The 13,230-nt window shown below is 53.6% G+C and carries 11 protein-coding genes; 4 read left to right on the top strand and 7 right to left on the bottom strand.

What is annotated here, in order from left to right:
- A complete protein-coding gene (gene add, locus NXT09_RS03425; RefSeq protein WP_268578859.1) occupies positions 1-1,017 on the top strand; it encodes an adenosine deaminase in 1,017 nt (338 codons plus the stop codon).
- Between the two features lie 79 nt (positions 1,018-1,096).
- Here add and NXT09_RS03420 read toward each other — a convergent pair whose 3' ends face one another.
- The 7 genes from NXT09_RS03420 to NXT09_RS03390 all read right to left on the bottom strand — a co-directional run bounded on the left by NXT09_RS03420 (position 1,097) and on the right by NXT09_RS03390 (position 8,907).
- Positions 1,097-1,561 (bottom strand): SgcJ/EcaC family oxidoreductase, encoded by a 465-nt coding sequence (locus NXT09_RS03420; RefSeq protein WP_205550457.1) that lies wholly within the window; start codon positions 1,559-1,561, stop codon positions 1,097-1,099.
- Between the two features lie 243 nt (positions 1,562-1,804).
- Positions 1,805-2,797 (bottom strand): bile acid:sodium symporter family protein, encoded by a 993-nt coding sequence (locus NXT09_RS03415; protein WP_268578858.1) that lies wholly within the window; start codon positions 2,795-2,797, stop codon positions 1,805-1,807.
- A gap of 329 nt (positions 2,798-3,126) precedes the next feature.
- Positions 3,127-4,173, bottom strand: coding sequence for an oxidoreductase (locus NXT09_RS03410; protein ID WP_014915368.1), 1,047 nt, complete (start codon positions 4,171-4,173; stop codon positions 3,127-3,129).
- A gap of 114 nt (positions 4,174-4,287) precedes the next feature.
- On the bottom strand, positions 4,288-5,220 hold the full coding sequence (gene araC / locus NXT09_RS03405) for an arabinose operon transcriptional regulator AraC (protein WP_010275170.1): 933 nt from the start codon (positions 5,218-5,220) through the stop codon (positions 4,288-4,290).
- A gap of 63 nt (positions 5,221-5,283) precedes the next feature.
- Entirely contained in the window at positions 5,284-6,270 is a 987-nt protein-coding gene (gene araH / locus NXT09_RS03400; RefSeq protein WP_268578857.1) for an L-arabinose ABC transporter permease AraH, read from the bottom strand.
- 18 nt (positions 6,271-6,288) lie between these two features.
- Positions 6,289-7,812, bottom strand: coding sequence for an L-arabinose ABC transporter ATP-binding protein AraG (gene araG / locus NXT09_RS03395; protein ID WP_205550465.1), 1,524 nt, complete (start codon positions 7,810-7,812; stop codon positions 6,289-6,291).
- Positions 7,813-7,923: 111 nt separating this feature from the next.
- Complete coding sequence (locus NXT09_RS03390; protein WP_205550467.1) at positions 7,924-8,907, bottom strand: arabinose ABC transporter substrate-binding protein; 984 nt, start codon at positions 8,905-8,907, stop codon at positions 7,924-7,926.
- A gap of 372 nt (positions 8,908-9,279) precedes the next feature.
- On the opposite strand from NXT09_RS03390, the gene NXT09_RS03385 reads away from it, so the two are divergent.
- The 3 genes from NXT09_RS03385 (at position 9,280) to ydgT (ending at position 13,014) form a co-directional block, all read left to right on the top strand.
- Positions 9,280-10,965, top strand: a complete 1,686-nt coding sequence (locus NXT09_RS03385) for a ribulokinase (RefSeq protein WP_268578856.1) — start codon at positions 9,280-9,282, stop codon at positions 10,963-10,965.
- 37 nt (positions 10,966-11,002) lie between these two features.
- The gene (gene araA / locus NXT09_RS03380; protein ID WP_240585322.1) at positions 11,003-12,508 is read left to right on the top strand and encodes an L-arabinose isomerase; all 1,506 of its coding nucleotides are present in this window, start codon (positions 11,003-11,005) and stop codon (positions 12,506-12,508) included.
- Between the two features lie 290 nt (positions 12,509-12,798).
- The gene (ydgT, locus tag NXT09_RS03375) at positions 12,799-13,014 is read left to right on the top strand and encodes a transcription modulator YdgT (RefSeq protein WP_010275188.1); all 216 of its coding nucleotides are present in this window, start codon (positions 12,799-12,801) and stop codon (positions 13,012-13,014) included.
- Positions 13,015-13,230 lie beyond the last annotated feature (216 nt).

Here is a 13,230-nt window from a genome sequence, read left to right as displayed (position 1 = left end):
ATGATTGATTCACTCCTGCCGTTGACGGATATCCACCGCCATTTAGATGGTAATATCCGCGCCCAGAGTATTCTGGAGCTAGGGCGCCAGTACAATATAGCGTTACCCGCCAGCGATCTTGACGCGCTCCGCCCTCACGTCCAGGTCACCAAGAACGAACCTGACTTACTGAGTTTTTTACAAAAGCTCGATTGGGGCGTGGCCGTGCTCGGTTCACTGGATGCCTGCCGCCGCGTGGCTTACGAGAACGTTGAAGATGCCGTGAAAGCCGGGCTGGATTACGCAGAACTGCGTTTCTCTCCCTACTATATGGCAATGAATCATAAACTGCCGGTTGCTGGCGTTGTTGAAGCGGTGATCGACGGCATTACCGCAGGCTGCCGTGATTTCGATACCGATATCCGTCTGATTGGTATCATGAGCCGGACATTCGGCACTGAGGCCTGCCAGCAAGAGCTGGATGCCCTGCTGTCCCAGCGCGATCGCATCGTTGCGCTCGATCTGGCAGGTGATGAATTGGGTTACCCCGGCGCGCAGTTTACTTCGCATTTCCGACAAGCCCGCGATGCTGGCTGGCACATTACGGTTCACGCGGGTGAAGCGGCTGGGCCAGAAAGTATCTGGCAGGCGATTAACCATCTGGGTGCTGAGCGCATCGGACACGGCGTCACCGCCATTATCGATCCTCGCCTGATGACACACATGGCGGAGCATGGGATCGGCATTGAATCCTGCCTGACGTCTAACATTCAAACCAGCACCGTGGAATCACTGGATAAGCATCCGCTCGTCCACTTCCTGCGTTATGAAATTCCCGCCACGATTAATACGGATGACCCGGCGGTTCAGGGCATAGAGATCCGTCACGAATATGAAATTGCGGCGCCACTTGCTGGCCTGACGGCGGTAGAAACCCGCAAAGCGCAGGAAAATGGCCTGAACATTGCGTTTATCAGCGAGCAGGAAAAGCAGCAGTTGCGTGAAAAGGTTCTGCGTAAACGCGGTACTGCGCAGTAATTTTTATCATCAGCACATAAAAAACGGCTAACTTTTGTTAGCCGCTTGATGCGTGATTGTTAAAAATAAATTACAGAGATCAACTAGCAGGGTTCGCTGAGGAGTGGTGCGACGTAATCAACCACTTCTTCTGTTTCACGTCCCAACCGTAAGTGTAGGTATAGCGCGCTTTGGCTACGCTACCATCACCGAATGTGAAGGTGTAGGTTCCGGTATCAACGGCCTTATTACAGCCGATACGGATCGTGCTGGTGTCAATCTTACCAACCGGCTTTTTCGCCAGGAAATGTTCGAAGTAATCAATGCGCTCTGCGTCAGTCGTACGCGGTTGATCGGACAGCGTTGGCAGCAGCACCGCGTCTGACGCATAGTTTTTCGCAACTTGCTTCGCATCGCCCGTTTTCAGCGATGCATTCCAACGGTCAAATAACGACGCTATCTCTTTTTGACTGGTTTTTACACATTGTGCACTCTGAGCAGCCTGCACAGATGCAGAAGCCAGCGTCCCTAACATCGCTAAAGTTAACACCGTTTTTTTAAACATATTTCCCTCGATCTCAAAATAATAATTATCATTAACTGTGTCTTGCTCTATCGCCAACACATCTCGATGAGCGATTATTGTTATAACGTAACGCAACAAAAAAGTAACACCACAATGAAACTATCACTGTAATAGATTATTTCTTGTGTTTCCGCGGAGTTACAAGTGTTTGTTACAAATGACAACGCCCTCGGCCTGTGTAGACCGAGGGCGTTTTGTATGATGCGAGAGACCGATAATCTCTTACTGGCGAGGCGTATCCTGTTCCTTGTTTATACGCTTGGCATAGCGCTGAGCCAGCGCAGCGCAGACCATCAGCTGAATTTGGTGGAAAATCATCAGCGGCAGCACCATCGCACCGACAGCGGCGGCAGGAAATAGCACGTTTGCCATCGGAATCCCATTCGCCAGGCTCTTCTTCGAGCCGCAGAATACGATGGTGATCTCATCAGCAGTATTAAAGCCCAGCTTACGAGCAACCAGCGTATTCACCACCAGCACAATCGCTAGCAGCACGATCGAACAGCCGACAACGGCAAGCAATGACCAAACGTTGATCTGTCCCCAAATTCCCTGCACAACCGCTTCGCTGAAGGCGACATACACCACCAAAAGAATCGATGACCGGTCAGTAATATTAATCAGCTTACGGTTGCGTTCAACCCACTTGGCAATCAATGGACGAGACAGATGTCCAATCACGAAAGGCACCATTAACTGCATGATAATAGAACCAATAGCGTGCAGCGTGTCCGTTTCGCCCCCTTGCGTATGCATCAGCAAACCGACCAGAATCGGCGAGAGAAATACGCCCAAAATACTGGATGCCGAGGCGCTACAGATCGCCGCTGCGACGTTCCCCCCCGCCATTGAGGTATAAGCAATCGCCGACTGCACCGTCGCCGGTAGCGCACACAGATAGAGGAAACCCAGATACAAGGTCGGCGTCAGCACAACGGGCGACAGCAGACTCATGCCGATTCCCAGCAGCGGGAACAGAATAAACGTGCTGGCAAACACCACCAGATGCAAACGCCAGTGCCCCATACCCGCACTAATCGCTTCACGCGATAGCTTCGCGCCGTGCATAAAGAACAGCAGAGCAATCGCCGCAGTGGTCAAGTGCTCAAAGAAAACCTTCACGGAGCCTTCAGCAGGAAGAATCGACGCCGTCACCACCACCAGAATCAGAACCAATAAGAATTTATCAATGCGTAACCGTTGTAACCACCCCATGCCCGACACCTTTCCCCTAGCCTGTTATTAGCCGAATGAACACCCTAACAATACGGGCGATCCGAGGATCGCCCAAAGTTATCTATGACTAAATGTAAATCTAGAAATCTGAGCCGATAAATCTGTTTACAGACAGAAAACGGTAGTAATGAGATAAAGGCATCAGAAGCGCCTTCCGAACATCATAAATTGAGCGTAAAAGACGCATGTACCGCATTTTTACCCTCGACCATTATCACCGTTCGATTGATTTTCTCAGCAGTCTAGGGCGATCCTAAGATCGCCTGTTTAAACAAACCATTAACTATCTGGAATAAAACGCGGTAAATCTAGCTATTTTTCACCGTGACGGCTTTTTTCTGCTCGTGGGAAAGCAGCCCCAGCTCAATCAGTTCCATCACCTGAATCGCCTGATGCACGCTGACGGGGTTTTCGCCTTTACCCGTCAGCGCATCGCGCACTGCCGCATAGTAGGCCGGATAATTACCCGGAATCGTGGCGATCGTTTGTTCCGCCGTTATGCCATCGCGAGACAGCGTCAGCACGCCATCGTGCTTATCCTGCCCCCAGTCGGCCAGCGGTGGACGTTCACCCGCCTTCAGGCGATCTTCCTGTGGGTCAAGGCCGTACTTTACAAAGCTGCCGCGTGTGCCATGCACGATATAGCGGGCAGATGCGGCGGCCACCAGCATACTGGCATGCAGGACAACCCGGCGTTGCGGGTAAATCAGCGTCGCGTGGAAATAATCAATTGCCTTACTGCCAGGCCTCAACCGTGCCATGTCGACCTGAATCGCCACCGGCAAGCCAAACAGCTCCAGCGCCTGATCCAGCAAGTGCGGCCCAAGATCGTACCAAATCCCGCTGCCTTCACTACCGTCTTCACGCCAGCGCTGGCGCACTTCGGGGCGGAAGCGATCGAAATGCGATTCCATATACACCACATTTCCTAACGTTCCCGCCGCCAGCAGCTGTTTCAGCGTCAGAAAATCGCTGTCCCAACGGCGGTTATGGAAAACAGAAAGCATCTTTCCGACACGGTCGGCGATGGCGCCCAAGTCGTATGCTTGTGACAACGTCACCGTAAAAGGTTTGTCGACGACGACATGCTTGCCCGCTTCCAGCGCCTGTTTCGCCAGCGGGAAGTGCGTGTCATTGGGGGTAGGAATAACAATGAGGTCAATATCGGGATCGTTAAATAACGCCTGAGGGTCTTTCTCTACTCGCAGATTTGCCCAATCTGCATGCACTTTTTCAGCACTGCTGCTGGACACGGCCACCAGCTCCATACCCGTCGTACCTGCAATCAACGGCGCGTGGAATGTCTTACTGGCATAGCCATAGCCCAGCAGTCCAACACGAACGGTCTCACTCATGACGATTCCCCTTAGCTTATTTTGACTTTGTGATTTCTCACTCAGTATATACCCGTCATCCGCCAGATTGCAGAGAGGGATAATCGCCAGGGGAATCTGATGCGTTTTAGTTCGCTAGCCGCTCACGGCGCTGGGCATCCGCTCTCCCCATGCCACGGGCAGCGTTTTGGCGGCCGGATAGTTGATTTCACTGCTGCGGCGGCGGAAATCGCTGGGGCTGACGCCGACCCGCTTACGGAACACGCGTGAGAAGTAGAGCTGATCGTCATACCCCACCACGCGACCAATGTTGGCAATAGATTCCTGCGTCGTCTGCAATAACAGCTTGGCGCGAATCACGCGCTGATCTTCACGCCAGCGCAGAATATTAATGCCCACCTGTTCACGGAACAGATGCGCCAACCGCGACGGCGACAGACAAACGTGCCGCGCGACTTCGTCAATACGCAGCTCTCCAGCCAGATTACTGGTAATAAACTGGCAGGCTTCTATCACGCGCGGATCCATGATCTTCTGCGGGCTTTGCGGATCTTCTTCCATCGCGCGGAGCAACAGCCGCTCCAGCAGATTCATACCCAGCTCTTCTGAAAAACGACGTCCGGAACGCTGCGTCTGCTCGATATTGGCAAACAGCCTATCGAATTCCAGCAGCAGTTGGTTATTCGGCAGGCTCATACGACCAATGCCGCTGCTTTTGGTATGCCATTCCAGCCAATCCGCCCAGTAGGCGCGCGGGCGAAAATAGACCCAGCGGTGATACCAGCAATCGCTGCTCGGCGATCGACCATAAAAATGCTTCGATTTCGGCGGGAACAGCAGCAGGTCACCGGGATTACAGAAAAAGGTCTCATCGCCATCAAAGACCTGACCCTGTCCTTTCATGGTGAGGTTAATGATGTAGCCTTTCATGCCATCGGGACGATCGATAAAGAAGTCGAGCGGCCCTTCTGCCAGAATCGGCGTCAGGCCGGCCACAAGATAAGCGTTGAACGAATATCCCGGCAGCAGCGGATTAGGCTGAGATTCATGCGCCATACGGTGATACATCGAGCCTCCGGTACACGCTAGTTATGAGAGAAAGCGGCAGGCTCTGACCTGCCGCACAGGCATTTATACCGTTTTCTTCGCCAGCTGTTTGTAGCGGTCGAAGATAACCGCTGCCAGCAGAATCAGACCGCGCACCACATACTGGGCAAACGGAGAGATGTTCAGCAGGTTCATCGCGTTCTCCACCGTCCCCAAAATCAGCACGCCGGCCACCACGTAAGAAATTTTACCGATCCCGCCTTTCAGCGACACGCCGCCCAGCACACAGGCAGAAATCACAATCAGCTCATACCCGATGGAGGTCATCGGCTGGCCGCTGGTCATACGCGATGCCAGAATGATCCCCGCCGCCGCCGATACCAGGCCGGACAAGGCGAAAATAATGATCTTGGTGCGTACCACCGGTACCCCGGCCAGACGCGCTGCCTCTTCATTGCCCCCAATCGCCAGCGTGTTGCGGCCAAAGGTGGTTTTATTCAGCAGCAGGCCAAACAGAATCATGCAGCCGATGGTGATCCAGATTGGCGCAGGCAAACCCAGCCAGTTGGCATAGCCCAGTTCGAAGAAACGCTCATCCTGAATCCCTACCGCTTTACCATCGGAAATGATGTACGCCAGACCACGGGCGATCTGCATCGTCGCCAGCGTGGTGATCAGCGCGTTGATCTTCAAACGGGCAATCACAAAACCGTTGAGCAAACCGAATGCCACGCCCAGCAGCAGCCCGGCACTGACCCCGATCCACAGGCTTTCACTGATGTTGATCACCACCGCCGTCGCCACGCCAGCACAGGCAATGATTGACGCAACCGACAGGTCAAAGTCACCGGAAGCCAGACAGAACAGCATCCCACAGGCCACCATACCGGACATGGAGATCGCCAGCCCCAGTCCTTTCATATTGATAAACGTCGCGAAGTTCGGGACGAAAATCGCACAGCCAAGAAACAGCACAGCAAACACCACCAGCATGCCGTAGTTATCCCAAATGCGGGACAATCCCATACCGTTTTTCTTCTTTTCTGAGGTTGTAGACGTAACCGTTGACATTATTTTGCTCCTTCGCGGTCAGGCAACCGCAGATTCGATATCGGGGGTTCGTAACATAGCCAGACTGAGCACCTTCTGCTCTGTGGCATCGGTATGCAGCAGTTCGCCAGAGACGGCACCTTCGCGCATGACGACAATCCGGTCGGCCAGCCCAAGCACTTCTGGTAAATCGCTGGAGGCAAACAGCACCGCGATCCCCTGATTCGCCAGTTCATAGATGACATGATAAATTTCGTGCTTCGCGCCGACGTCGATGCCGCGCGTAGGTTCATCGAGCAAAATGACTTTCATCTCTTCGGACAGCCAGCGGCCAAGAATGGCTTTCTGCTGGTTTCCCCCGGAAAGATTCATAATCAGCTGTTCATCGGACGGCGTTTTGATGTTCAACGCCGCAATGCGCTTCGAGGCGTTATCCGCTTCCCACTGATTATTAATAATAAAACCGGCTTTCAGGCTCTTACGCCTTGCGCTGATATTGATGTTGTCACGTACCGAGTGCACCGGGATGATGCCGTCTGCCTTACGATCTTCCGGACAAAGCATCACGCCCTGCCGAATCGCATCGATGGGGGAATTCACCACCAGCGGTTTGCCATCCAACAGCACCTGGCCACTGGTGATTTTGGTCGCGCCAAACAGCCCTTTCATCAGTTCGCTGCGGCCAGCGCCTACCAGACCAAATAGCCCGACAATTTCCCCCTGCTTCACGTTCAGGGAAACCGTGGATTTCACGCCCGGCGCTTTTACGTCTTTCAGCGTCAGACGTTCTTCGCCGTGCGGACGCGGCGTATAGCCATAGATATCCCCCAGGTTACGCCCTACCATCGCCTGTACCAGCGATTCATGGTTCACCTGCTGCATATCGTCGAACGTGCGCACGTAGCGGCCATCTTTAAACACGGTAATGGCATCGCTCAGCGCAAAAATTTCTTCCATCCGGTGCGAAACGTACAAAATGACCCGGCCTTCACTGCGCAATTCCGTAATCACACGGAAAAGCTGCTCGATTTCACGGGCAGACAGCGAACTGGTCGGCTCATCAAAAGCAATAACTTTGGCATTACGGGCCAGCGCTTTGGCGATTTCCACCATCTGCCATTGCCCGATAGAGAGGTATTTCAGCGGGGTATCAGGATCGATATCCAGTCCCAGATGCTGCAACTGAAGTTTGGCTTCATAGCGCAGTATCGAATTGTTCACCATGCCGTATTTATGCGGCAGCTGACCTAAATAGATGTTCTCGGCGACCGTCATTTCCGGCACCAGATGCAGTTCCTGATAAATGATGGCAACGCCCGCATTCAGGGCATCCATCGTGTTGTTGAACTGTACAGGTTTACCCTGAATATGGATCTCGCCCGCTGACGGTGAATAGTTACCGCTCAGGATCTTTAACAGCGTCGACTTGCCCGCCCCGTTTTCCCCCATCAATGCATGGATCTGGCCGGCATGGCAGGAAAAACTGATATCCGAAAGCGCCTTAACACCGGGAAATTCTTTACCAATCCCATGAAACGACAAATAGGGTGACTGTGCTGTCATGTCTGTTTCCTCATAACGATGCAGGTAGAGCGCGGATAACTTCGATCAGGATAACGTCGACCAGCGTCATGCTGACCGACGTTATCCGCGTCTTTACGAAATCAGGCGTGATTACATCAGGCCTTTTTTCTCCAGTTCGACCTTAAAGTTGTCACGAGTGATCAGCACCACGTCGGTCACTTCGGTGAATTTCTCCGGCTCAACGCCTTTGGTCACCCAGTCATTCAGCATCTGGATACTCTTGTAACCGTGGATATCCGGGCTCGGGAGCAGTGAACCAAAGAAGCCCGTTGCCTGACCTTTAGACAGCTCGCTCACCGCATCCACGCCGTTGATACCGATACCAATGACGTTTGCGGCTTTAAAGCCCTGACCTTCCGTTGCACGCACGCCACCCAGCACGGTGTTGTCGTTCATGCCGATAATCAGCCAGTTTTTCACGCCCGGATGCTGAACCAGCATGGAGTTAGCGGCGTCAAATGCACCGGGGATATCGTTAGATTTGGTCGGCACTTTGTAGATCTGTTTTTCCGGGAATCCTGCAGTTTTCAGCGCGTCCATGGAGCCAGTCGTGCGGCGACGTGCGGTATCCAGCTCATCAGCGGTAATCGCCATCACGGCGGTTTCCTCTACTTTCCAGCCGCGTTTGGTCATCTCTTTATACAGTTCCTGACCCTGACGCTCGCCAATTTTGGTGGCTGCCATCATCACCAACGGCACCGTATCCATCGGTTGGCCTTTGGCATTCACGAACTGGTCATCAACCGCGATCACTTTCAGATCGTAGCTGCGCGCTTTCGCCATAATGGCTGGCCCCAACTTCGGATCCGGCGTACAGATAACGAAGCCTTTCGCGCCACTGGCCGCCAGACTGTCGATCGCGTTCAGAGTCTTCTCACCATCGGGAACCGCAATTTTTATCACATCAAAACCAAGGTCTTTTCCTGCTTTATCAGCAAACTTCCATTCCGTCTGGAACCACGGTTCCTCCGGCTGTTTAACCAGAAAACCCAGCTTCAAGTTCTCTGCCATAGCTGATTGTGACATAACAGCGGCCAACCCGATTGCTGCCAGCGCCTTAGTGAATTTATGCATGATGTTCTCCGGTGTAATTATCTTTTCATTCGTCAGCAACGCTGAAACGAGTTCGAGTTCCTGGTAGGGTATTTCCGGTCTGGATAAAGGAAAAACACAGACTTAGCACGATTCCTTTACTCAGTAGCATTCAGACGCTTTATGTTTTAGTCGTTATTCCCGGCAAGAATGTAGAGCTTTATCACAGTCCGGAACAATGACAGGTTTGTGCATACATTTAGCGAATTTAACCAATCATTAACCTTTGACCAGCTTCACAAAATGGCTGCTGGCGACAGAAAAATACATACTTCCAGCTAACCGCTCCTCACCGCCTCTCGTTATCCCTGCCATCGTAAACACCAACGATCTGGGATTAATGAGGAGCAAAGCATGAGTGCGGGCGCTATTACGATTGGTCTCGACTTCGGCAGTGATTCGGTGCGCGCCTTAGCCGTTGACTGCCAAAGCGGACAAGAGCTGGAAACAGAAGTGGTCTACTACCCCCGCTGGCGCGAGGGGAAATATTGTCAGCCTGCCAACAACCAGTTCCGACACCATCCACTGGACTATATTGAATCGCTGGAACAGGCGGTTAAGGTCGTGGTTTCACGCCTGACGAACGAACAGCGGCAGAGCATCATCGGTATTGGCGTAGACTCAACCGGGTCAACTCCCGCTCCGATTGATGAGCAAGGTCAGATCCTCGCACTACGTCCCGAGTTTGCCGACAACCCCAATGCCATGTTCGTGCTGTGGAAAGACCACACGGCAATAGAAGAAGCAGAAGCCATCAACGCGCTGTGCCGTAGCGGCCAATTCCCGGATTACACCCGCTATATCGGCGGCGTTTATTCGTCCGAGTGGTTCTGGGCCAAAATTCTGCATGTTTCCCGCGACGATGAGGCGGTGCGTCAGGCCGCCGTTTCCTGGATAGAGCTTTGTGACTGGGTGCCCGCCCTGCTTTCCGGTACGCAAGCACCTGCCGATATTCGCCGCGGACGGTGCAGCGCCGGACACAAATCACTTTGGCACCCGAGCTGGGGCGGACTGCCGCCGAAAGATTTCTTACACGCGCTCGATCCTTGCCTGACCGAGACATTGCAGTACCCACTGTTTACCGATACCTGGACCGCCGAACAGCCAGTCGGCACCATCACCGCCGAGTGGGCACAGCGGCTTGGCATCCCCGAAACAGTCATTCTCTCGGGCGGCGCGTTTGACTGCCACGTCGGCACCGTCGGCGCGGGCGCACAGCCGTATACGCTGGTTAAAGTGATTGGCACGTCCACCTGCGACATTCTGATCGCCGACGACGCCCGCATTGCCGATCGCACCATCGCCGGTATCTGTGGGCAGGTCGACGGCAGCGTTGTTCCCGGCTACATCGGCCTCGAAGCCGGGCAGTCCGCCTTCGGCGACATGTACGCCTGGTTTGGGCGACTGCTGGGCTGGTCGTTACAGGAAGCCGCGAAAGATCATCCTGAACTCAAAACCTCATTACAGGCGATGGAAGCCAAACTGCTGGAGCGGCTGACGCACAGCTGGGCGGAGAACCCGACGCTGGATCACCTGCCTGTCGTGCTGGACTGGTTCAACGGCCGCAGAACGCCGTTCGCCAATCAGCGACTGAAAGGCGTGATTACCGATCTTAATCTGGGCACTGATGCCCCCACGCTGTTCGGCGGTTTCATCGCTGCGACGGCCTTTGGCGCGCGCGCGATTATGGAGTGCTTTGAAGATCAGGGCGTTCCCGTCGAGAACGTGCTGGCGCTGGGCGGCATCGCACGGAAATCCCCCGTCATCATGCAGGTGTGTACCGACGTGATGAATCGTCCCTTGCAGATCGTCGCTTCCGATCAGTGCTGTGCACTCGGTGCGGCGATCTTTGCCGCCGTCGCCGCTGGCGTTCACGGCGATATCCCAACGGCACAGCAGCATATGGCCAGCGGCATAGAACGCACCTTAATGCCGGATAGCCAGCGCGTTGCCCGTTATCAGCAGCTTTATGAGCGCTATCAGCAGTGGTGCCGCCTCGCGGAACCGGCCTATAGCCCAACGTCTACGGCAAAAAACTAATTTTTATCCCTCTGGGGATCACGTTACAGGAGTCATCATGGATCATTTTAAGCAGCTTGAAGTCTGGTTTGTCATCGGTAGCCAACACCTCTACGGACCGGAAACGTTACGTCAGGTAAAAGAGAACGCGGAAAAAGTCGTCGCCGGATTAAATCAACAGGCCAACCTGCCAGTTAAGCTGGTGTTGAAACCGCTGGTGAAAACGCCAGACGAAATTCTGGCACTGTGTCGCGATGCCAACTATCAGGATAACTGTATCGGTCTGCTGACCTGGCTGCATACCTTCTCTCCGGCCAAAATGTGGATTGGCGGCCTGAGCGTACTCAGTAAACCCCTGCTGCAATTCCACACCCAGTTCAATGCCGAAGTGCCGTGGGACACCATGGACATGGATTTCATGAACCTGAACCAAACCGCGCACGGTGGACGTGAATTTGGCTTCATCGGTGCCCGGATGCGGCAGGCGCATCAGGTTGTCGTCGGCCACTGGCAAGATAAGAACGCCCATGCCCGTATCGGCAAATGGATGCGGGTTGCCGCCGCCATTCAGGAAAGCAAACAGCTGAAGGTTGCGCGCTTTGGCGACAACATGCGTGAAGTCGCCGTCACCGAAGGCGATAAAGTCGGCGCACAGATCCAGTTCGGCTACTCCGTCAGCGCCTGGGGGCTGGGCGACTTAACCGCCGTGGTTGATGCCGTATCCAAAGGCGATATCGATGCGCTGATCGAAGAATACGAAGCCAGCTACCAGTTGACGGATGCGGTGAAACTCAACGGCGCGAACCGTCAGAACCTGCTGGATGCGGCACAGATTGAACTCGGGATGAAACGCTTTCTGGAACAAGGCGGTTATCACGCGTTCACTACCGATTTTGAAAACCTGTATGGCCTGAAACAGCTACCAGGGCTGGCGGTGCAGCGCCTGATGCAGCAAGGCTACGGCTTCGGTGGCGAAGGCGACTGGAAAACCGCTGCGCTGCTGCGCATTATGAAAGTCATGGCCGGCGGATTGTCGGGCGGGACGTCCTTCATGGAGGACTACACCTATAACTTCCAGAACGGTAACGATCTGGTCGTCGGCTCCCACATGCTGGAAGTCTGCCCGACGATTGCGAAAGAACAGAAACCGATCCTGGATGCGCAATACCTTGGTATTGGCGGCAAAGCCGACCCTGCCCGTTTGATTTTCTCAACGCCGGCCGGGCCGTCCCTCAACGCCAGTGTGATCGATATGGGCGACCGTTTCAGAATGCTGGTTAATCTGGTCGATACCATCGAACAGCCGCGCCCGCTGCCGAAACTGCCGGTTGCCCGTGCCATCTGGAAAGCCCAACCGTCGCTGGAAGTGGCGGCCGAAGCCTGGATTCTGGCTGGCGGTGCGCACCACACCGTCTTTAGTCAGGCGTTGGATCTTGAACACATGCGGCTCTACGCTGAGATGCAGAACATTGAACTGCTGGTGATCGATAACGAAACCCGACTCCACGAATTCAAAGATGCGCTGCGCTGGAACGAGGTGTATTACAAACTTTGTAGCCGCTAAGCCCGCTCTCAGGGGCCGGTTGTCTATGGATAAGTCGTCCGTGAACAGTCTGCCCCTTTATCGGTACTTTTTATCTATAAGCCTTTTCCATCCCACGCGCTGATTTTCCATCGCCCTGTTGCCCGACATTGCCCGAAACGCCATCACATTTTTCTGTCAATCCGTTATTTTTCATTTTCATTTGTTTGTTGTTGAAAAATAAGCGTACTTTATTACATCGCCCTCTAGACAGGCTTTTTTGCTTGAATATACTTAGTCATCTCAACCACATAACTATTAGACCAATCACCATGACCGTTCATGACTATTTGCTCAAATTCAGGAAAGTCAGCTCAACAGAAAGTCTGGAAAAACTCTTTGATCACCTCAATTATTCTCTGACAGACAGTCAGGAAATCATCAACATGTATCGTGCTGCGGACCATCGGCGGGCTGAGTTGGCATCCGGCGGGCGCTTGTTCGATCTCGGCTGCGTGCCAAAATCTGTCTGGCATCACGTTCTGTAGTTGTTCGCAACAAAAAGAATAGTTATGCAATAATTTCCTTCCGGGATATTACGCAGAACGCTCCGCTCGTTACTGTATAATAGCCCGGCGCTTCTGTTATTAAGCGAATCTGACCTTCCGCCCCTTGAAGGGGACGGCGATAACCCTACTTTGGGTATGTTGTCGAAAACCCAACAATGCCTGATAATAGTCCGGTTTTGTTTTCTAGGCACCGTA

The sequence above is a fragment of the Pectobacterium jejuense genome (assembly GCF_026800125.1).
Taxonomy (GTDB): domain Bacteria; phylum Pseudomonadota; class Gammaproteobacteria; order Enterobacterales; family Enterobacteriaceae; genus Pectobacterium; species Pectobacterium jejuense.
The sequence above is the reverse complement of the archived record's forward strand: the minus strand, read 5'-3'. Positions and strand labels throughout refer to the sequence as shown.